This window comes from Streptomyces sp. NPDC046915 (assembly GCF_040644935.1).
Taxonomy (GTDB): Bacteria; Actinomycetota; Actinomycetes; order Streptomycetales; family Streptomycetaceae; genus Streptomyces.
Map to the genome: position 1 here is coordinate 35,597 of NZ_JBEYXB010000036.1, position 19,563 is coordinate 55,159.

The window sequence follows — 19,563 nt, forward strand, 5'->3', positions numbered from 1 at the left end:
CGTCCAGCCCCGTCTAGTTGTCCAGCCCGATCGCGAAGGCCGCCTCGAGGTCGTGCTGGGAGTAGGTGCGGAACGCCACGTGCGTGTCGGTGCCCTCCACGCCGGGGATCTTGCTGATCTTGCCGGGGATGACATCCGCCAGGTTCTCGTGCTGCCGTACCCGGACCATGGCGATCAGGTCGTAGGTGCCGGTGACGGAGAAGACCTCGCTGACACTGTCCAGCGCGGCGATCTGCTCCGCGATCTCGGGGATCCGGTCCACGCTGGTCTTGATGAGCACGATCGCGGTGATCACGGCTGGTTCTCTCCCTCGGGGGCCGGAGCTGGGGCGGGCTCAACTTTAGGGCAGGCCCTGGTGGCCCGCCCGAACAGCACCCACGCGAGGACGAAGCCCAGCCCGAAGCCCACCAGGTGGGCCAGGTACGCCACCCCCGGGCCCTGGGCGGCCCGGCGCGCCGCCAGCCATTGCAGGGCCGCCCAGAAGGGCAGGACGACCCAGGCGGGGAAGCGCAGGGGGAGAAAGAACAGGAAGGGGAGGAGACTGGTGACGCGGGCACCGGGGAACAGGTAGAGGAACGCGCCGAGGACCGCCGAGATCGCCCCCGAGGCCCCGACCAGGGACTGTTCGGAGGTGGCGTTGGCGGCGGCGTAGCCGAGCAGCGCCAGGTAGCCGCAGCAGATGTAGAAGAGGGTGAACCGCACGCGGCCCATCCGTTCCTCGGTCATCGTCCCGAAGACGTAGAGGAAGAGCATGTTGCCCAGCAGATGCACCCAGCTGCCGTGCACGAACAGTGCCGTGGCCGGGGTGAGGACCGCCCGTGCCGGGCCGCCGAAGAGCTCGGCGGGGATCACCCCCCAGTGCCGGAAGTAGGCCCGCTGGGCGGCGAGCAGCCCGTCGCCGGAGCCGTACGCCGGATTCAGCCCGGCCGCCGGCCCGATGAGGAAGAGCAGGCAGCACAGGACGATCAGGGCGTACGTCATCGGCGCCGGCGAGCGCCGGACCCGCTTCAGGGTCCCGCCGGCCACCGCGCTCCAGTTGCTGATCATGGACACAGAGCATGACGTAACCGGACGCAAGCGAACAGACCGCCTCGCCGCCGTGGGCGGACGGGCGGCGGGTACCCGCCAGGCCGTAGGGTTACGAGCCACACGCGTCGCGGAGAGGGCGCGTCACGGACACTAGAAGGAAGCGAACAGTCACGATGCCGGTTCCCCTGCCGACCGACCAGACCCGGTGGCGCTGCACGCTCTGCGGCAACCTCACCCGCTTCGACGTGACCCGCTCGTCGAAGGTCGTCGAGTACATCCACCTCGACCTCGCCGGTGCGCCGAAGGTCGAGGAGCGCGAGGTGGTCAGTGAGACCATCGAGTCGGTGCGCTGCCGCTGGTGCAACGCGGTGGACCAGGTGGAACTCGTGGACAGGCCGGGCGCCGACTCCTGAACGGAGCGGTCGCGCACGTAGTGGGGTGTGACGGATGGTGGAGACCACAGGCGGGGGGCCGGGCGACGGCACCGCCGAGGTGCTTGACCGTCCGCTGCCCGACGGCGTGCGACGGCGGGTCGTACAGATCGTCTCGGACGGTTTCGGCGGGCTGACGGTGGCCGAACTGCCCGCACAGCTCAGACAGTACGCCCGTTTCGCCCCCAATCGTCGCGCCAAGTTTGCGGGCAACGCGATGGCGGCGGCCCTGGAGACCGACCCGCTGTTCCGTCAGCGCATCGGCGAGAAGCTCAGAGAGGCCCAGCCGGAACTCGCCGGCGCCCTCGACTCAGGCTCCCCGCCCCCGGCCGCGGACCCGCTCGATGTGGCGGCCGCGGCCTATGTACTGCGCCCCACCGACTGGGTGAAGCTGGTGACCGCGGCCGGCGAGGAGGCCCAGCGGGCGGACGCCGAGCGCGCCGACGAGGAGAGCCGCGCCGAACTGGAGCGGCTGCGCGAGGAACTCGACCGGGCCCGTGAGCAGACCCGGGCCGAGACCGAGCGGCTGCGCGTCGAGCTGGACGCGGCCAAGAAGGAAGCCGAGTCGCTCCACCGCAAGCTCCGTGCCGCCCTCAGCGACGTCAAGCGCGGCGAGGCGGCACTGCGCAAGACGCAGGGCGAGATCGAGGCCGTGCGCGCCGAGGGGCACGCCCAGCTGTCCGCCGCGGAGAGCGAGACCCGGCGGCTCAAGGCCCGCCTGGGCGAGACCGAAGCCGCGCTGGAGGCCACGCGCAGAGCAGCGCGCGAGGGGCGCAGTGTCGAGGACATGCGCGTCCGTCTGCTCCTTGACACCCTTCTGGACGCGACCCAGGGGCTGCGCCGGGAACTGGCTCTGCCGCCCGTGTCGGTGCGGCCGGCGGAGACGGTGGACGCGGTCGAACCGGGACGAATGACCCCGAAGGACATCGCGGCGCGGGCGCTGTCCGAGAACGACCCGGCCATCCTCGACCAGCTTCTCGCCCTGCCCCAGGCGCACTTGGTGGTCGACGGCTACAACGTCACCAAGACCGGTTATCCGCAGATGCCGCTGGAGAAGCAGCGCCTGAGGCTGCTCGGCCAGCTCTCCCAGCTCGCCGCCCAGACCGGCGCCGAGGTCACCTGCGTATTCGACGGGGCCGAACTGGCCGCGCCGGTGCTGCTCGCGCCGCCGCGCGGGGTGCGCGTGCTGTTCTCCAAGCCGGGCGTCACCGCCGACGAGCTCATCCGCCAGCTGGTGCGCGCGGAGCCGCCCGGCCGTCCGGTCATCGTCGCCTCGACCGACCGCGAGGTGGCCGACGGGGTCGCCAAGGCGGGCGCGCGTCCGGTGGCTTCTGCGGTGCTTCTCAAGCGCCTGTCCTGAAAACGGCAATGTAGAGGTTTAATGCCCGAATTGGCGGAACCGTCACGCAACGTAGCGTCAACCCGGGCTCACTCCTTGTGGGTTGAGTGCAAAGAATGCATTGTGTGACGAGGTTTTTTGGTGTGAGGATTTGATCTGATCACAAGAGGGTCACTAGGGTCTGGCCTCGAACCTCCGAGCGGGTGATCACTCACGAGAAGGAGTTCGCCTGTCGTGGCGTCCCATCGTCGACCCAAGCAGCCCAGTCGCACGCGTATCACCGTGCTGACCACCGCGGCAGCCGCCGCCGTCGCGTTCAGCGCGAACGCCGCCAACGCCGCGCCCAGCGAGAAGCTGAGCAAGAGCGAGGTCAAGGCGAAGGTCGACAAGCTCTACGAGGAAGCGGAGCAGGCCACCGAGAAGTACGACGGGGCCAAGGAGAAGCAGGAGAAGCTCCAGAAGGAGGTCTCCACCATCCAGGACAACGTCGCCCGCGGCCAGGAAGACCTCAACAAGCTGCGCGACGGCCTGGGTTCGATGGCCACCGCCCAGTACCGCTCCGGCGGCATCGACCCCTCGGTGCAGCTGTTCCTGTCGTCGAACCCGGACGACTACCTCGACAAGGCCTCCACGCTCGACCAGTTGAGCAGCCAGCAGGTCGAGGCCCTGAAGAAGATCCAGGACAAACAGCGCGAACTCGCCCAGGAGCGCGCCGAGGCGACCGAGAAGCTCAAGGACCTCGCCTCCACCCGCACCGAGCTGGGCAACAAGAAGAAGGAAGCCCAGAGCAAGCTCGCCGAGGCGCAGAAGGTGCTCAACACCCTCACCGCCAAGGAGAAGGCGGATCTCGCCGCCGAGCAGAACCGCGCCAGCCGCTCCTCCACAGAGCGCGTCAACCTCGGTGACACCCCGACGGCCTCCGGCCGTGCCGCCGCCGCGTTCTCCGCCGCCCAGAGCAGGATCGGCTCGCCCTATTCCTGGGGTGCCACCGGCCCGTCCTCCTTCGACTGCTCGGGCCTGACCTCCTGGGCCTACGCCCAGGCCGGCGTCACCATCCCGCGTACCTCCGAGGCGCAGGCCAACGCCGGCACCCGGATCTACAACCAGGCGGACCTCAAGGTCGGCGACCTGATCATCTTCTTCGGCGACTTCCACCACGTCGGCCTGTACGCGGGCAACGGCCAGGTGCTGCACGCCCCGCACACCGGTGCCGTGGTGCGCTACGAGGCGATGAGCAACATGACGTTCGAGTTCGGCGTCCGCATCTGACCCTGCGGGTGCCGCCCGAACGGGCGATTCGCCACAACCGAAAACTGACTCCACGCCCCGCCGGTGACCTGCGTCAGCGGCGGGGTTTCGTGTCGGGGAGCCCTGGCGGGCCGCGGAGCGCTTTGGACGCTGCGTGTCCGCGCGGCTACTGTCTGGCGAGCTTTGCCAGACATCCGCCAGCGGAAGGAGTGCGGCATCCCGTGGGGTCCCATCGCCGCCTTGCACCGTCCGGGTTCGACCGGGGCGCCGGCGCCGCCCTGAGTGTGCTGTCCGTCGCGACCGCCGCGTTCGGCACCGTCCCCGCGCGCGCTGTCCCGCACGCCGACCCCCGTGCCGAGGTGGACCGGCTCTACCGGGAGGCCGAGCGGGCGACCGAGGCCTACGACAAGGCCGACGAGCGCGCCGACAGGCTGCGCAAGGAGGTCGGCCAGGCCCAGGACCGGATCGCCCGGCAGCAGCAGCGCGTCAACGCCATGCGGGAGACGCTCGGTTCACTGGCCGGCGCCCAGTACCGCTCCGGCGGCCTCGACCCGGCCATCGCCCTGCTGTTCTCCGACGACCCCGCCGACTACCTCGACAAGGCCACCACACTCGACCGGATCGGCACCCGCCAGGCCGGCCGGCTGAAGGAACTCCAGTCCGCGATGCGCGAACTCGCCCAGGAACGCACCGAGACCGCCGGAAAGCTCGCCGAGCTGGAGAAGAGCCGCGAGGCGGTCGCCTCCCACAAGCGGACCGTGGAGAAGAAACTCGCCAAGGCCCGGCAGCTGCTCAACTCCCTGCCGGCCGACGAACGGAGCGCCTACGGGCGGGCCTCCCGCTCCGGCCGCACCGGCATGCCCGACCCCTCCGGCGCCGCCGCACCGAACGCCCGCGCCGCGGCGGCCGTCGCCGCCGCCCGCTCCGCCCTCGGCCGTCCCTACGTCTGGGGCGCCAACGGCCCCTCCGGCTTCGACTGTTCGGGCCTGATGCAGTGGTCGTACGCGCAGGCGGGCGTCCATCTGCCGCGCACCTCGCAGGAACAGCGGTACGCCGGCCGGCAGATCCCGCTCTCCCAGGCCCGGCCCGGTGACCTCGTCGTCTACCGCTCCGACGCCGGCCATGTCGCCATGTACGCGGGCAACGGCCAGGTGATCCACGCGCCCTATCCCGGCGCCCCGGTGCGCTACGACCCGGTCGGGATGATGCCGATCTCCTCGGTCACCCGGCCCTGACTTTCCCGCGCCTGGCCGTACGATCGAAAAATGGCTGGTCGCAGACGGGCGTGGCGTACCCCGGTGGTGGGGCTCTGTCTGCTGCTCGCCTCCCTGACCGGCTGCGCCGGGCCGTCCGGCACCGACGCGGCGAAGGCCGAGGTGCAGCGGGTGCTCGACCGCCGGGCGGTGGCCCTGCTGCACCACGACGAGGCGGTGTACGACCAGACCGGCAGCCCCGCGCAGTACCAGCAGCTGCGCGCGATGCCGCTGGCGTCCTGGACCTACCGGCTGACCGGCCTGCACCGCGGCGGCGGCACCGCCACGGCCGACGCCGAACTGCGCTACCGGGTGCGGGGCTATGACAAGGCGCCCGTCACCGCCGCCCGCACCCTCACCCTCGGGCGCACCGCCGACGGGCACTGGTACGTCGCCGCCGACCGGCCCGCCAAGAAGTCCGGGCAGCAGCTGTGGGACCAGGGCAGGGTGGCGGCCGCGCAGGGCGAGCACAGCCTGGTGCTCGGGGTGGGGCAGTCCGGTGACGAGCTGCGCGGCTTCGCCCGGCTCGCGGACCGTGCCGTCCCGGCGGTGTCGCAGGCGTGGGGCACGGACTGGTCCCGGCGGGTCGTGGTGCTCGTACCGGACTCCCTGAAGGGCATGGCGGGGCTGCTCGGCTCGCCCGCCTCCTCCTACCGGGGCATCGCCGCGGTCACCACCGGTGAGGCGGGCGGCTCGGACCGGGCACCCGCCGACCGGGTCATCGTCAATCCGGAGGCGTACGCCGTCCTCGGCGACGTCGGCAAGCAGGTCGTGCTCACCCACGAGACCACCCACGTGGCCACCCGCGCCCACACCGACGCCGCCACCCCGCTGTGGCTCTCCGAGGGCTACGCCGACTGGATCGGCTACCTCGGCACGGGCCGTACGGCGGAACAGGCCGCGCCGGAGCTGGCACGGGCGGTCCAGGACGGCCATGTCCCGTCGCGCCTGCCGGTCGACAAGGACTTCGGCTTCAGCACGGACGCCGTCGACCTCGCCCAGGCCTACGAGGGCGGCTGGCTGGCCTGCCGGATGATCGCCGACCGCTGGGGCGAGGTCCGGCTCGGCGAGTTCTACCGGGCCGTCGGGGCGCACCGGAAGCGGGCGGGAGCGGTCGAGGACGCGCTGAAGAAGGTGCTCGGGACGACACCGCAGATGTTCACCACGCAGTGGCAGGACTACCTGCGCACTCAGCTCGGCTGAGTCAGGCTCTCCGTCGAGGACGTGCTCTGGCTCGGCAGTGCGGGCAGGGGGACCGGGGTGACGGTGGAGCGCCACAGGCGGCGGGCCGCGCTGACCGAGGCGGCGATCAGCAGGCCGTTGCGCAGGAACAGCAGGCCGGTGCCGTACCAGTCGCTGGCGACGACGTGCGCGAAGCCGGTGGGGAACTCCAGGACCGTGACGAAGGTCGCCGCCAGCACCAGCAGCACGGGCAGGCCCATCCGGCCGGCCCGGAAGCACACGCAGACCGCGGCCAGGCCGACCAGCCACACCATGTACTGCGGGCTTATCACCCGGCTCGTCACGGTGAACATCAGCACCGCGGTGAACGCGGCGTCCGCGAGCGTGTGGGTCCGGAACCGGTCCGCGTTCATCCGCCACAGCAGCAGCCAGCCGAAGCAGACCCCGGTGAGCGTCAGCGCGACGGTGCTCACCGCGCCGACGTACGGGCCGAGGAACTCGATCGAGCCGTAGTTCAGCAGCACCTCGCCCTGCCAGCCGAAGTGCCGCCACACATGGAAGACCAGGGCGCCCAGCGACTCCACCTCGGTGCCCCGGTCCCGCTGGAAGGTGACGAAGGCGAAGGCACCGGGCATGGCGACCGAGAACAGCGCGGCCAGGCCCGACGCGGTCACCGCCGCCGCGCCCCACGCCCGGCGTCGTACGGCAGCCACCAGCAGCAGCGCCGGCCACACCTTGAGCATCGCCCCGAAGCCCGCCAGCGCGCCCATCACCCGCGGGTGCCGGGCACCGGCGAGCAGCGCGGCCACCGCGACCGCGGTCACCATCACGTCGTAGCGGGCGTACACCGTCGGGCCGAGCAGCGGGACGCCCACCACCCACACCCAGGCGCCGCGCAGCGACCTGCCGGGGCGGCGGCCGGTGTACAGCAGCAGGCCCAGCACGGCCAGGTCGGCGAGGAAGGCCAGCACGAAGAAGGCGTGGGTGTAGTCGAGGAAGGGCAGGGCGGCGGGGGAGAGGATGGCCAGCGCGGCGGCGGGCGGGTACTGCCAGGTCACGTCGTCCAGCGGGAAGGTGCCGGTGCTCAGCACGTCGTACCAGCCCTGGTAGGTCACGGACACGTCGGCCGTGACGTCCGCGCCCGGGAAGACGAGCACCCGGAAGGCGTAGAGCAGCACCATCAGCCTGGTCGCGGCCCAGGTCACCGACAGCCCTGCCAGGGACCACCCGGCGCCCTTGGTTCCCACACCATCCCCTGCCGTTCGATTTCCGTTTGAGGGGAACATGATGTCCTGCCCACCTGTGAGCCTGCCACACACTCAGCCACCCCCGGCCGGGCACGGCCGGTTCGATAGGGTCGGCCGCGATGCACAAGACCCTGATCGTCACCAACGACTTCCCGCCCCGGCCGGGCGGCATCCAGGCGTTTCTGCACAACATGGCGCTGCGGCTGGACCCGGACCGGCTGGTCGTCTACGCCTCCACCTGGAAGCGGACCCGGGAGGGCATCGAGGCCACGGCCGCGTTCGACGCCGAGCAGCCCTTCACCGTCGTACGCGACCGCACGACCATGCTGCTGCCGACCCCGCAGGCCACCCGCCGGGCGGTCGGGCTGCTCAGGGAGCACGGGTGCGGCTCGGTGTGGTTCGGGGCGGCGGCCCCGCTCGGGCTGATGGCCCCGGCCCTCAGGAAGGCGGGCGCCCGGCGGATCGTGGCCACCACCCACGGCCACGAGGCCGGGTGGGCCCAGCTGCCCGCCGCGCGGCAGCTGCTGCGCCGGATCGGGGAGTCGACGGACACGATCACCTACCTCGGCGAGTACACGCGCTCGCGGATCGCCACCGCGCTGACCCCTGAGGCGGCCGGGCGGATGGTGCAGCTGCCGCCCGGGGTCGACGAGAAGACCTTCCACCCGGAGTCGGGCGGCGCCGAGGTGCGGGCGCGGCTAGGGCTGACCGATCGGCCGGTCGTGGTGTGCGTGTCCCGCCTGGTGCCCAGGAAGGGGCAGGACACGCTGATCCGGGCCATGCCGCGGATCCTGGCGGCCGAGCCGGACGCCGTGCTGCTGATCGTCGGCGGCGGGCCCTACGAGAAGGACCTCCGCCGCCTCGCCCACGAGACCGGGGTGGCGGACTCCGTGCGCTTCACCGGCCCCGTGCCCTGGTCCGAGCTGCCCGCGCACTACGGCGCCGGGGACGTCTTCGCCATGCCCTGCCGGACCCGGCGGGGCGGCCTGGACGTCGAGGGGCTCGGCATCGTCTACCTGGAGGCCTCCGCCACCGGGCTGCCCGTCGTCGCCGGCGACTCGGGCGGCGCACCCGACGCGGTGCTCGACGGCGAGACCGGCTGGGTCGTCCGCGGCGGCTTCCCGGCCGAGGCCGCCGAACGCGTCGTGGCCCTCCTCGGCGACGCCGAACTGCGCCGCCGGATGGGCGAGCGGGGACGGCAGTGGGTGGAGGAGAAGTGGCGCTGGGACCTTTTGGCCGAGAAGTTGAAAACACTCCTCTAGTGCCCCGGCAGGCAACGTTCGCCCCGTCGCGACGCCCGGCACGGCGAGAGCACGCACCGGACGCCGCTCCTTGAAGGGCAAACGTTGCCTGCCGGGGCACTAGCCGGAGGGAGATAATCCGCCGATGCTGCGCGCATGACAGCCAAACTGATGCAGCGTCAGCTGACGAGACGTCACATACTTGGTATGGCCGCCCTCCAGACGGCGGCCACCCTCGGCTTCACCCGTGTCGGCCTGAAGTCGGCCCAAGCGGTCGAGCCCGACGCGGTCGAGTCCGCCCCCGCCATCGTGATCGGCTCCGGCTACGGCGGCGCCGTCGCCGCCCTGCGCCTCGGCCAGGCCGGCATCCGTACCGTCGTCCTCGAAATGGGCCGGCTGTGGAACACCACCGGCTCCGACGGCAAGGTGTTCTGCTCCACCAACGCCCCGGACCAGCGGTCCATGTGGTTCCGCACCCGCACCGAGGCACCGCTGGCCACCTTCCTGTGGCTGGACCTCGTCAACAAGGACATCACCCCCTACCCCGGGGCCCTCGACCGGGTGCACTACGACGCCATGTCCGTCTTCGTCGGCCGGGGTGTCGGCGGCGGCTCCCTGGTCAACGGCGGGATGGCGGTCACCCCGCTCCAGTCGTACTTCACCGAGCAGTTCCCGACCGTGGACGCGAGCGAGATGTACGGCACGTACTTCCCGCGCGCCCGCGCCATGCTCGGCGTCAACAGCATCGACCCCACCTGGTTCGAGTCGACCGAGTGGTACAAGTTCGCCCGTACCTCCCGCAAGGCCGCCGACGCCACCGGCCTGAAGACCACCTTCGTACCCAACGTCTACGACTTCGGCTACATGCAGCGCGAGGCGGCCGGCACCGCCACCAAGTCCGCGCTCGCCGGGGAGGTCATCTACGGCAACAACTACGGCAAGCGCAGCCTGGACAAGACGTACCTGGCCGCCGCGCTCGGCACCGGCAACGTCACCATCCACAGCCTGGAGAAGGTGAGGACCATCAGCCGGGCGAGCGACGGCGGTTACGTCCTGACCGCCGACCGCATCGACAACACCGGCGCGGTCGTCGAGACCAAGAGCTACGGCTGCACGTACCTCTTCCTCGGCGGCGGCAGTCTCGGCACCACCGAACTCCTCGTCCGCGCCCGGGACACCGGCACCCTGCCCGACCTCGACGCCAGCGTCGGCGCCGGCTGGGGCACCAACGGCAACACCATGCTCGGCCGCGCCAACCACATCTGGGACACCGTCGGCGCCAACCAGGCCACCATGCCCGTGATGGGCATCGACGACTGGGCCAACGCCGACAACCCGGTCTTCGCCGAGATCGCCCCGCTGCCCATGGGCTTCGAGCACTGGATCAGCCTGTATCTCGCGATCACCAAGAACCCCCAGCGCGCGGCCTTCACGTACGACGCCTCGACGGGGGCGGTGAAGCTGGGCTGGACGGCGGCCCAGAGCGCGGTGTCGGTCGCCATGGCCAAGAAGCTCTTCGACCGGATCAACGCGGCCAACGCCACCATCTACCGGTACGACCTGTTCGGCTCGGGCAGCAAGGTCTTCGCCGACGACTTCACCTACCACCCGCTGGGCGGCTGCGTCCTCGGCAAGGCCACCGACAACTACGGCCGGGTCAAGGGCTGTTCGAAGCTGTACATCACCGACGGCTCGCTCGTGCCCGGCTCGATCGGCGTCAACCCGTTCGTGACGATCACCGCGCTCGCCGAACGCACGATGGCGCGGGTCCTCGCCGAGGACACCGCGCCATGAGCCGTCGCGTCGCAGATCGTCGCGTCGCAGATCGAGGAGGTGACTACTTCGCGTAGATAGCCTCGATCTCGGCCGCGTAGTCCTTCGCCACCACGCCCCGCTTGAGCTTCAGCGACGGCGTGAGATGGCCCGTCTCCTCCGTGAACTGGGAGGACAGAATGCGGAACTTCCGCACCGATTCCGCCTTCGACACCGCGGCGTTGCCGTCGTCGACCGCGTCCTGGACCGCCGCCAGCAGATCCGGGTCCTCGCGCAGCGACGCCGCGGTGGAGCCCGCCGGCTTGCCGTGCTCGGCACACCAACGGCCCAGGAACTCCTCGTCGATGGTGACCAGCGCGCCCACGAACGGCCGCCCGTCGCCCACCACCATGCACTCCGCGACCAGCGCGTGCGCCCGGATGCGGTCCTCTATCACCGCCGGGGCGACGTTCTTGCCGCCCGCGGTGACGATGATCTCCTTCTTGCGGCCGGTGATCTTGAGGTAGCCGTCCTCGTCGAGGGTGCCGATGTCACCGGTGTGGAACCAGCCGTCGGCCAGCGCCTCGGCGGTCGCGGCCTCGTTGTTCCAGTAGCCCTTGAACAGGTGCTCGCCGTGCAGCAGCACCTCGCCGTCGTCGGCGATGCGGACCACCGAGCCCGGCAGCGGCTGCCCGACCGTGCCGATCTTCTGCCGGTCCCAGGGGTTGAAGGCGGTGGCCGCGCAGGACTCGGTCAGGCCGTAGCCCTCCAGGACCGTGAAGCCGATGCCGCGGAAGAAGTGGCCGAGCCGCTCGCCCAGCGGGGCGCCACCGGAGATGGCGTACTCGCCGCGTCCGCCCAGCACCGCGCGCAGCTTGCTGTAGACCAGCTTGTCGAAGACCTTGTGCTTGATCTTCAGACCGACGGACGGGCCGGACGGCGTGCCCAGGGCCTTGCTGTACTCGATGGCCGTGTCGGCGGCCTTGTCGAAGATCGCGCCCTTGCCGTCCGCCTGCGCCTTGGCCCGGGCGGTGTTGTACACCTTCTCGAACACGCGCGGCACGCCGAGGATCAGCGTCGGCCGGTACGCGGCCAGTTCGTCGGTGAGGTTCTTGATGTCCGGGACGTTGCCCAGCTTGATCGGCGCCATCATCGGGGCGATCTGCACCAGGCGCCCGAAGACGTGCGCGAGCGGCAGGAACAGCAGGACGGAACACTCACCGGTGCGGAACAGCGGGCGCAGCCGCTCCACGATGTTCCCGCACTCGGCGAAGAAGCTGCGGTGGGTGAGGACACAGCCCTTGGGGCGGCCCGTGGTGCCCGAGGTGTAGACGATCGTCGCCGGGTCGTCGGCCTTCGCCAGCGAGCTGCGCTCCTCGACGGTCGCGTCGGCGACGTCCTGCCCCAGCCGGCCCAGCTCCTCCACGCCCCCGGCGTCGATCTGCCAGACGTGCTTGAGCCCGGGCAGCGACTCGCGCACCGACTCCACGGCGGCGGCGTGGCCCGCCTGCTCCACGATGCAGGCGGTGGCGCCCGAGTCGGAGAGGATCCACTGCACCTGCTCCGGCGAGCTGGTCTCGTACACCGGCACGGTGATCGCGCCGGCGCTCCAGATCGCGAAGTCCAGCAGCGTCCACTCGTAGCGGGTCCGGGACATCAGACCCACCCGGTCGCCCGGCTGGACACCGGAGGCGATCAGGCCCTTGGCGGCGGCCCGCACCTCGGCCAGGAACACCGTGGCGGTCACGTCCTGCCAGGCGCCGCCCACCTTGCGGGCGATGACGGCGACGTCGGGATGCTGCGCGGCGTTTCTGCGGACGATGTCGGTCAGGTTTCCGTCCGCAGGGACCTCGTACAAAGCCGGAAGGCTGAACTCGCGCAAGACTGCTGCTCCTCATAGGGCGCCGGCGCCACGACGTTGTGTGATGCGACGGTACGGTCCAAGGCTCGGGCAGGTGCTCGAGGATTCAGCTGTTGAATTCCTGAGCACGACTGGACTGCCCGGACGTTACCCGCCGGTATGGCTTCTTCGACAGGGGGGCCCGGCGAGATGTTCGCTGCGTCACACGGGTTGGTGTTTCCTTGGCGCACAGTAGTCCACCCATTTAATGACTAGCCAGTAACCGCAGGCCCGGACGCCACTGTTCACAAGTGCATCGCGCGACCTACGCTTGATCGCCATGGCACCCACATCGGCCGGCCGGCCCAGGACCCGCGTCCACGTCGTCAGTGATGTGCACGGCAACGCCCGTGACCTGGCCAAAGCCGGCGAGGGGGCCGACGCGCTGATCTGTCTCGGCGATCTGGTCCTCTTCCTCGACTACGCCGACCACTCGCGCGGCATCTTCCCCGACCTGTTCGGCGAGGAGAACGCCGACCGCATCGTCGAGCTGCGCACCGCCCGCCGCTTCGAGGAGGCCCGGGAGTTCGGCGCCCGGCTGTGGGCGGGCATCGGCGCCGACCGGGGCACCGCCATCGAGAAGGCGGTACGCAAGCAGTACGCCGAGATGTTCGCCGCGTTCCCGGAACCGACGTACGCGACATACGGCAATGTCGACATGCCGCCCTTGTGGCGGGAGTACGCCGGACCCGGCACGACCGTCCTGGACGGCGAGCGGGTGGAGATCGGCGGCCGGGTCTTCGGCTTCGTCGGCGGCGGTCTGCGCACCCCGATGCGGACGCCGTACGAGATCGGCGACGAGGAGTACGCGGCGAAGATCGAGGCCGTCGGCGAGGTCGACGTGCTGTGCACGCACATCCCGCCGGAGGTCCCGGAGCTGGTCTACGACACGGTCGCGCGCCGCTTCGAACGGGGCAGCCGCGCCCTGCTGGAGGCGATCCGCCGCACCAGGCCGCGCTACTCGCTCTTCGGCCACGTCCACCAGCCGCTGGTGAAGCGGATGCGGATCGGGGTGACCGAGTGCGTGAACGTGGGGCACTTCGCCGGTACCGGGAAGCCCTGGGCGCTGGAATGGTGAGGGACCGGGGGGTACTGGGTGAAGTCGGCTGGTGGCGGGCGCGGTAGCCTTCCGCTGCACACCCGTGCGCAGGACGTGCCCCCACGGCGACCACGCACGACGACCACCCGAGAACCGGCCCGCATCTGGAGGAGCCACGGCGATGGCGGAACACACCAGCTCGAGCATCACGATCGAGGCGGCACCGGCCGACGTCATGGGGGTGATCGCCGACTTCGCCCGCTATCCGGACTGGACCGGCGAGGTGAAGGAGGCGGAGGTCCTCAAGAGCGACGACCAGGGCCGCGCCGAGCAGGTCCGCCTCGTCATGGACGCGGGCGCCATCAAGGACGACCAGACCCTCGCCTACACCTGGACCGGCGAGAACGAGGTCTCCTGGACCCTGGTGAAGTCCCAGATGCTGCGCTCCCTCGACGGCTCGTACATCCTGAAGCCCGCCGGCGCCGGGACGACCGAGGTCACCTACCTGCTGACCGTGGACGTCAAGATCCCCATGCTCGGCATGATCAAGCGCAAGGCCGAGAAGGTCATCATCGACCGGGCGCTGGCCGGGCTGAAGAAGCGCGTGGAGTCCGGCGAGCAGTAGCGCCGGCCGGAGCGCCCGCCGGGCACAGGTAGCGTTCGGCATCATGCGTACCATCCTGATCACGGGCCCTGGGGGCTGCGGACGTACGACCGTCGCCGCGGCCACCGCGGTTCGAGCGGCGGGCGGCGGCGTCGAGACCCTCGTGCTCAGCGCCGACCGCACGGACACCCTCGGCGCGGCGCTGGGCACGGCGACGGGACCGGTCCCCGTCCGGGCCGCCGAGCGCCTCACCGCCTGGCGGCCGGACGCCACCGAGCGCTTCCGGGACGACCTCACCGCCTTCCAGAGCCGCGCCGCGAACGTCCTCGACCTGCTCGGCGCCGCCCGCCTGGACGCCGAAGAGGTCACCCCGCTCCCCGGCGCCGAGGAGCTGTCCTTCCTGCGCGCCCTGCGGGACGCGGCCCTCTCCGAGCGGTACGAGCTGCTCGTCGTCGACCTGCCGCCCGCCTCCCGGGCCCTCGCCCTGCTCTCCCTGCCGGAGGAGCTGCGCCGGTACCTGCGCCGGCTCCTCCCGCCCGAGCGGCAGGCGGCCCGCGCCCTGCGCCCCGTCCTCGGACGGCTCGCCGGGGTCCCCATGCCCGCGGACTGGCTGTACGAGACGGCCGGCCGCTGGGACGTCGAACTCGCCGCCGTGGAAGCCGTCCTCGGCGACCGCGACACCGCCGTCCACCTGGTCGCCGAACCGGGCCCGGCCGCCGCCGACGCCGTACGCGGCGCACGCCTCGGCCTCGCCCTGCGCGGTCTGCGCACCGAGACGCTGATCGCCAACCGCGTCCTGCCCGAGACCGCCCACGACCCCTGGCTGGCCGGCCTCACCGCCCAGCAGGGCAAGACCCTCGCCGAATGGCACGCGTCGTACGACCTCCACGCCGTCGCCCACCTCGGCCGCGACCCGCGCGGCACCGACGACCTCGCCGCGCTCGCCGTGCCCGGTGTCAACCCGGCGCCCGCCCCGGTCGAGTGGCCGGTCACCGACCGGATCGCCGAGGACGGCGTCCTGGTCTGGCACATCCCGCTGCCCGGCGCCGTACGGGACGAACTCGACCTCATCCGGCGCGGGGACGAACTCGTGATCACGGCCGGCCCGTTCCGCCGGATCGTCCCGCTGCCCTCCGCCCTGCGCCGCTGCACCGTCGCGGGAGCCGCCCTGCGCGAGGGCGAGCTGCGCATCAGGTTCGCCCCGGACCCGGACCTGTGGCCGCGCGGCGCCTGACGGACGATGAACCGGCTAGGCCCTGTCGCTTGGATCAGGCCGGCCGTAGGTCACGGTGCCTTGCAGCCGACCAGACCCCGCGACGCCGGGATGATCCAAACGACAGGGCCTAGCCCCGTTCGGGTAACGTCGTAGGGGCGAACCGTAGTCAGGAGACCGTCATGAGCGAAGAGCGCCCCACGCCCGACGCCCCCGGACCGGAGGCGGTCGACCAGGTGCGGGCGACGGACGCCGACGCCTGGGCCACGGCCTGCGCCGAGGACCTCGCGGCGGAGAAGGCCCGCCGCCGTGCCGAACACGGCCCGCCCCCGGGCTCGGCCGCCGAGGAACTGCGCAGGCTCGTCGACGCGGTCGCCGACAAGCTGTCCGGTATCCAGTCCCCGCTGCTCGGCGCGGTCGCCGGCCCCGCCGCCCAGCAGGTGGTCCGGCAGGTCGTGCAGCAGGCCAAGGCGGCCGTCGAGCCCGTCATGGAGCGCAACCCCGACGTCTTCGACCACCTGGCGGCGGCCGGAAGCGAACTGCTCGCCGCCTACCGCTCGGCCGTCGAGGCCCAGGAGCGGCACTGGACGTCCCGTCCGGACGGCCTCAAGGACGCCCCTAGGCCCGACTGGGACGATCGCGGCGACCGGGGTGAGGGCACCGGTCCCGGGGAGCGCATCGACTTGGACTGACGCCCCATGGGTCCCTGCCGCCACTGCGCCGCCCTGCCCGGCGGGTGGACGACGGGAAACCCGCGGCAGGGCCTCGGGTACGGTTGGCGGTAGCGGGGCTCGACCGAAACTGAGGGATTCATGGGACTCACCATCGGCGTCGACATCGGCGGCACGAAGATCGCGGCCGGCGTGGTCGACGAGGAAGGCAACATCCTCTCGACCTTCAAGGTGCCGACCCCGGGTACGCCCGAGGGCATCGTGGACGCCATCGCCTCGGCCGTGGAGGGCGCCCGCGCCGGGCACGAGATCGTCGGAGTGGGCATCGGCGCCGCCGGTTACGTCAACCGCCAGCGCTCCACGGTCTACTTCGCGCCCAACATCGACTGGCGCCAGGAACCGCTGAAGGAGAAGGTCGAGGCCCGCGTGGGCCTCCCGGTCGTCGTCGAGAACGACGCCAACGCCGCCGCGTGGGGCGAGTACAAGTTCGGCGCCGGCAAGGGCCACCGCAACGTCATCTGCATCACGCTCGGCACCGGCCTCGGCGGCGGCATCATCATCGGCAACAAGCTGCGCCGCGGCCACTTCGGCGTAGCCGCCGAGTTCGGCCACATCCGGATGGTCCCGGACGGCCTGCTGTGCGGCTGCGGCTCGCAGGGCTGCTGGGAGCAGTACGCCTCCGGGCGCGCCCTCGTCAGATACGCCAAGCAGCGCGCCAACGCCACCCCCGAGCTCGCCGAGATCCTGCTGGCCCTCGGCGACGGCACCCCCGACGGCATCGAGGGCAAGCACATCTCCATGGCCGCCCGCCAGGGCGACCCGGTCGCCGTCGACTCCTACCGCGAGCTGGCCCGCTGGGCCGGCGCCGGCCTCGCCGACCTCGCCTCCCTCTTCGACCCCTCCGCCTTCATCGTCGGCGGCGGCCTCTCCGAGGAGGGCGAGCTGGTCCTCGACCCGATCCGCAAGTCCTACAAGCGCTGGCTGGTCGGCGGCAACTGGCGCCCGGTCGCCGATGTGATCGCCGCGCAGCTCGGCAACAAGGCGGGCCTCGTCGGCGCGGCGGACCTGGCCCGCGAACCCGACCCGATCATGTAAGAGACGGCTGCCGTACAGGGGCGCGGGGCACGGACCTCGCGCCCCTCGCTGTTGGGCGTACATTGATCGACATGGAGCCGCTGCCGAACTCCCTCACCGAGCCCGACGGTTCAGCCGTCATCCGCGTCCTCAGCTACAACATCCGCTCCATGCGCGACGACACCGACGCCCTCGCCCGCGTCATCACCGCCTGCGCCCCCGACCTCGTCCTGATCCAGGAAGCCCCCCGCTTCTTCCGCTGGCGCAAGAAGCTGGCCCGCCTGGCGGCCGCCTCCGGCCAGGTCGTCCTCACGGGTGGCGCGAGTGCCGCGGGACCGGCCGTCCTCTGCACTCTGCGGGCCACCGTGGAGCGGACGGAAGACGTACTCCTCCCGCTCACCCCCGGACTGCACAGGCGCGGCTTCGCCACGGCGGTGGTCCGGTTCGGCGGCGCCCGCCTCGGCGTCCTCAGCTGTCACCTCAGCCTCCAGAAGGAGGAGCGGTACGAGCAGGGCGGCATGCTCCTCGACCGCCTGGCCGGCATGGGCGTGGAGCACGCGGTCGCGGGCGGCGACCTCAACGAGCGCCCCGAAGGCCCGACCTTCCGGCGGTTCGCCGACGCCCTCCACGACTGCCGGGCCACCGCCTCCTGGGGCGGCGAACACACCTGGATCCGCGACGAACCCCACCGCCGCATCGACGCGATCTTCGCCACGAAGGGCATCGAGGTACTGGGCTGCGGGGTGCCGCTGGGTCACCCGGGAGTCACGGAAACAGACATGAGAGCGGCCACGGACCATCTGCCGGTCCTGGCCGCCCTCAGAATCCCGACGGCGTAAGGCGTCGCTCAGACGACCGCGCCCCGGCCCGGATCGTCGCCGTCCTCGTCGTCCGTCCGCATCCGCAGCACCAGCGCGGTGAAGCCGCCGAGGAAGCCGCCGATGCCGGCGGTCGCCAGCCACCAGGTCATGTCCCAGCCGAGCAGCACGGCCAGCAGGAGCAGGACCGGCCCGCCGACCACGCCCAGCCAGGCGAACTTGGCGGTCGTGTCGGCGGCGGGCAGCGGCGGCGGCTCGGGCGGCACGAAGTGGCCCTCGTCGTCCTCGTCGAAGTCGTCCTCGGACGCCTCGGGCGCCGTGTAGTCCCGCGGGCCGACGCCGGGCGCGAAAGAGATGGAGCTGCCCAGCGGCCGGGCGGGTGGCCGCTGCTGCTCCTCGCCGTCGTCCGTCTTCCTGTCGAGCTTCTTCCCGAGATCCTTCTCCAGGTCCTTCTCGGGCAGCGCGAGATCCTCCACCCGCCGGAACGGCCTGGCGCCCGGCGGGTCCGGCGGCTCCTCGCCGAATCCGGCGACGATCGCCGCCCAGGCGGCCTCCTCGTCGAAGGGCACGCCCTTCTCTTCCGGCTCGCGGTCCTCGCGGTCGGAATCGTGCTCAGCCAACTGCGGCCGTCCCTTCCTTGCCGACACTGGGTGCGAGCCGGCCGATGAAGGCGAGGCTCTCCTCGAAGATCCGGTCCGCATCGTGGTCCAACGTCGCCACGTGGTAACTCTGTTCCAGCACGACCTCCGTTACGTCCGTCGACGACACCCGGCTCAGGATGCGGGCCGAATCGACCGCAGGCACCACATGGTCGTGCGCACTGCGCAGAAGCAGCAGCGGCTGGGTGACCTGCGGCAGCTCGCCGTCCAGCAGCCGGAAGAAGTTCCGCAGGGAGTGGGCGGCATGCAGCGGCACCCGGTCGTACCCCAGCTCCGCCGCGCCCTCCTTCGCGATGTCGCTCGCGATGCCCTTCGTCGTACGGACGAGATGCCGGGCCGCCGGAAGCGCGTACGCGGACAGGCCGTGCACCTTGTTGGCCGGGTTGACGAGTACGATGCCCTGGACCGCCTCCCCGTGCTTGACGGCGAGCCGCAGCGCGAGCGCCCCGCCCATCGACAGGCCCGCCACGAACACCCGCTCGCACCGCTCGCGCAGCAGACGCAGTTCGCGGTCCACCTCCGCGTACCAGTCCTGCCAGCCGGTGACCTGCATGTCCTCCCAGCTCGTGCCGTGCCCGGGCAGCAGCGGCAGCGAGACCGTCAGGCCGTGCGAGGCATGCTGCTCGGCCCACGGACGCAGCGACTGGGGCGAGCCCGTGAACCCATGGCAGAAGAGGACACCCACCGGACCGCCCTCATGGCGGTACGGCTCGGCTCCGGGGAGAACCGGCACGTCGGTCTCCTGTTCATGAGAAGGGTGTGAACGACTCCAGGTGTTGCTTCACCGTACGCGACCGCACTGACACCGACCAGGGCCGTCGGAGCCTTTGACGGCGGAGCGGGTTAAGGTCTGATCGACGGAA

At 71.5% G+C, this 19,563-nt stretch carries 19 protein-coding genes; 13 read left to right on the top strand and 6 right to left on the bottom strand.

Annotated features, from left to right (window positions below; genetic code table 11):
* Window positions 1-13 precede the first annotated feature (13 nt).
* Together ABZ915_RS45895 and ABZ915_RS45900 are read right to left on the bottom strand one after the other, a co-directional pair.
* Window positions 14-295 (bottom strand): Lrp/AsnC ligand binding domain-containing protein, encoded by a 282-nt coding sequence (locus ABZ915_RS45895; protein ID WP_361437510.1) that lies wholly within the window; start codon window positions 293-295, stop codon window positions 14-16.
* Window positions 292-1,047 carry a rhomboid family intramembrane serine protease gene (locus ABZ915_RS45900; RefSeq protein ID WP_361816533.1) on the bottom strand — a complete coding sequence of 252 codons (756 nt, stop codon included), beginning with the start codon at window positions 1,045-1,047 and terminating at the stop codon, window positions 292-294. Before ABZ915_RS45900 ends, ABZ915_RS45895 begins: the two co-directional genes overlap by 4 nt.
* Before the next feature lie 155 nt (window positions 1,048-1,202).
* Between ABZ915_RS45900 and ABZ915_RS45905 the strand changes: the two genes are divergently transcribed.
* From ABZ915_RS45905 to ABZ915_RS45925, 5 genes are all read left to right on the top strand, one after another.
* On the top strand, window positions 1,203-1,442 hold the full coding sequence (locus ABZ915_RS45905; protein WP_361437506.1) for a hypothetical protein: 240 nt from the start codon (window positions 1,203-1,205) through the stop codon (window positions 1,440-1,442).
* Between the two features lie 34 nt (window positions 1,443-1,476).
* Window positions 1,477-2,820 carry an NYN domain-containing protein gene (locus ABZ915_RS45910; RefSeq protein ID WP_361816536.1) on the top strand — a complete coding sequence of 448 codons (1,344 nt, stop codon included), beginning with the start codon at window positions 1,477-1,479 and terminating at the stop codon, window positions 2,818-2,820.
* A 213-nt stretch (window positions 2,821-3,033) separates the two neighbouring features.
* The gene (locus ABZ915_RS45915; protein WP_361816538.1) at window positions 3,034-4,068 is read left to right on the top strand and encodes an NlpC/P60 family protein; all 1,035 of its coding nucleotides are present in this window, start codon (window positions 3,034-3,036) and stop codon (window positions 4,066-4,068) included.
* 200 nt (window positions 4,069-4,268) lie between these two features.
* Window positions 4,269-5,282, top strand: coding sequence for an NlpC/P60 family protein (locus ABZ915_RS45920; RefSeq protein WP_361816542.1), 1,014 nt, complete (start codon window positions 4,269-4,271; stop codon window positions 5,280-5,282).
* A gap of 30 nt (window positions 5,283-5,312) precedes the next feature.
* Window positions 5,313-6,503 carry a hypothetical protein gene (locus tag ABZ915_RS45925; RefSeq protein ID WP_361816545.1) on the top strand — a complete coding sequence of 397 codons (1,191 nt, stop codon included), beginning with the start codon at window positions 5,313-5,315 and terminating at the stop codon, window positions 6,501-6,503.
* Here the strand turns inward: ABZ915_RS45925 and ABZ915_RS45930 are convergent.
* Complete coding sequence (locus ABZ915_RS45930; protein ID WP_361816548.1) at window positions 6,491-7,729, bottom strand: glycosyltransferase family 87 protein; 1,239 nt, start codon at window positions 7,727-7,729, stop codon at window positions 6,491-6,493. The two genes, ABZ915_RS45925 and ABZ915_RS45930, sit on opposite strands and share 13 nt — an antisense overlap.
* Before the next feature lie 119 nt (window positions 7,730-7,848).
* Between ABZ915_RS45930 and ABZ915_RS45935 the strand changes: the two genes are divergently transcribed.
* Together ABZ915_RS45935 and ABZ915_RS45940 are read left to right on the top strand one after the other, a co-directional pair.
* The gene (locus tag ABZ915_RS45935; protein WP_361816551.1) at window positions 7,849-8,991 is read left to right on the top strand and encodes a glycosyltransferase family 4 protein; all 1,143 of its coding nucleotides are present in this window, start codon (window positions 7,849-7,851) and stop codon (window positions 8,989-8,991) included.
* A 186-nt stretch (window positions 8,992-9,177) separates the two neighbouring features.
* Window positions 9,178-10,764, top strand: a complete 1,587-nt coding sequence (locus ABZ915_RS45940) for a GMC oxidoreductase (RefSeq protein ID WP_361816600.1) — start codon at window positions 9,178-9,180, stop codon at window positions 10,762-10,764.
* A gap of 43 nt (window positions 10,765-10,807) precedes the next feature.
* Here the strand turns inward: ABZ915_RS45940 and ABZ915_RS45945 are convergent, their stop codons facing one another.
* A complete protein-coding gene (locus ABZ915_RS45945) occupies window positions 10,808-12,604 on the bottom strand; it encodes an AMP-binding protein (RefSeq protein ID WP_361816554.1) in 1,797 nt (598 codons plus the stop codon).
* A gap of 298 nt (window positions 12,605-12,902) precedes the next feature.
* On the opposite strand from ABZ915_RS45945, the gene ABZ915_RS45950 reads away from it, so the two are divergent.
* From ABZ915_RS45950 to ABZ915_RS45975, 6 genes are all read left to right on the top strand, one after another.
* The gene (locus ABZ915_RS45950; protein WP_361816557.1) at window positions 12,903-13,700 is read left to right on the top strand and encodes a metallophosphoesterase; all 798 of its coding nucleotides are present in this window, start codon (window positions 12,903-12,905) and stop codon (window positions 13,698-13,700) included.
* Between the two features lie 142 nt (window positions 13,701-13,842).
* Window positions 13,843-14,286, top strand: a complete 444-nt coding sequence (locus ABZ915_RS45955; protein WP_361816560.1) for an SRPBCC family protein — start codon at window positions 13,843-13,845, stop codon at window positions 14,284-14,286.
* A gap of 43 nt (window positions 14,287-14,329) precedes the next feature.
* Window positions 14,330-15,499 carry an ArsA-related P-loop ATPase gene (locus tag ABZ915_RS45960; protein WP_361816562.1) on the top strand — a complete coding sequence of 390 codons (1,170 nt, stop codon included), beginning with the start codon at window positions 14,330-14,332 and terminating at the stop codon, window positions 15,497-15,499.
* Between the two features lie 161 nt (window positions 15,500-15,660).
* Complete coding sequence (locus ABZ915_RS45965; RefSeq protein WP_361816565.1) at window positions 15,661-16,170, top strand: DUF5304 domain-containing protein; 510 nt, start codon at window positions 15,661-15,663, stop codon at window positions 16,168-16,170.
* 120 nt (window positions 16,171-16,290) lie between these two features.
* Window positions 16,291-17,244 carry an ROK family glucokinase gene (locus ABZ915_RS45970; protein WP_361437476.1) on the top strand — a complete coding sequence of 318 codons (954 nt, stop codon included), beginning with the start codon at window positions 16,291-16,293 and terminating at the stop codon, window positions 17,242-17,244.
* Window positions 17,245-17,315: 71 nt separating this feature from the next.
* On the top strand, window positions 17,316-18,062 hold the full coding sequence (locus tag ABZ915_RS45975; RefSeq protein ID WP_361816568.1) for an endonuclease/exonuclease/phosphatase family protein: 747 nt from the start codon (window positions 17,316-17,318) through the stop codon (window positions 18,060-18,062).
* An 8-nt stretch (window positions 18,063-18,070) separates the two neighbouring features.
* On the opposite strand, the gene ABZ915_RS45980 is transcribed toward ABZ915_RS45975, so the two are convergent.
* Together ABZ915_RS45980 and ABZ915_RS45985 are read right to left on the bottom strand one after the other, a co-directional pair.
* Entirely contained in the window at window positions 18,071-18,661 is a 591-nt protein-coding gene (locus tag ABZ915_RS45980) for a hypothetical protein (protein ID WP_361816571.1), read from the bottom strand.
* Window positions 18,654-19,433, bottom strand: a complete 780-nt coding sequence (locus ABZ915_RS45985) for an alpha/beta fold hydrolase (RefSeq protein ID WP_361816574.1) — start codon at window positions 19,431-19,433, stop codon at window positions 18,654-18,656. Before ABZ915_RS45985 ends, ABZ915_RS45980 begins: the two co-directional genes overlap by 8 nt.
* Window positions 19,434-19,563: the final 130 nt, after the last annotated feature.

Bases quoted from the DNA above. Each gene is read 5' to 3' on its own strand.
- ABZ915_RS45970 (WP_361437476.1), top strand. From the start codon at position 16,291: ATGGGACTCACCATCGGCGTCGACATCGGCGGCACGAAGATCGCGGCC.
- ABZ915_RS45960 (WP_361816562.1), top strand. From the start codon at position 14,330: ATGCGTACCATCCTGATCACGGGCCCTGGGGGCTGCGGACGTACGACC.
- ABZ915_RS45935 (WP_361816551.1), top strand. From the start codon at position 7,849: ATGCACAAGACCCTGATCGTCACCAACGACTTCCCGCCCCGGCCGGGC.
- ABZ915_RS45940 (WP_361816600.1), top strand. From the start codon at position 9,178: ATGGCCGCCCTCCAGACGGCGGCCACCCTCGGCTTCACCCGTGTCGGC.
- ABZ915_RS45965 (WP_361816565.1), top strand. From the start codon at position 15,661: ATGAGCGAAGAGCGCCCCACGCCCGACGCCCCCGGACCGGAGGCGGTC.
- ABZ915_RS45955 (WP_361816560.1), top strand. From the start codon at position 13,843: ATGGCGGAACACACCAGCTCGAGCATCACGATCGAGGCGGCACCGGCC.
- ABZ915_RS45905 (WP_361437506.1), top strand. From the start codon at position 1,203: ATGCCGGTTCCCCTGCCGACCGACCAGACCCGGTGGCGCTGCACGCTC.
- ABZ915_RS45975 (WP_361816568.1), top strand. From the start codon at position 17,316: ATGGAGCCGCTGCCGAACTCCCTCACCGAGCCCGACGGTTCAGCCGTC.
- ABZ915_RS45925 (WP_361816545.1), top strand. From the start codon at position 5,313: ATGGCTGGTCGCAGACGGGCGTGGCGTACCCCGGTGGTGGGGCTCTGT.
- ABZ915_RS45900 (WP_361816533.1), bottom strand. From the start codon at position 1,047: ATGATCAGCAACTGGAGCGCGGTGGCCGGCGGGACCCTGAAGCGGGTC.
- ABZ915_RS45950 (WP_361816557.1), top strand. From the start codon at position 12,903: ATGGCACCCACATCGGCCGGCCGGCCCAGGACCCGCGTCCACGTCGTC.
- ABZ915_RS45910 (WP_361816536.1), top strand. From the start codon at position 1,477: ATGGTGGAGACCACAGGCGGGGGGCCGGGCGACGGCACCGCCGAGGTG.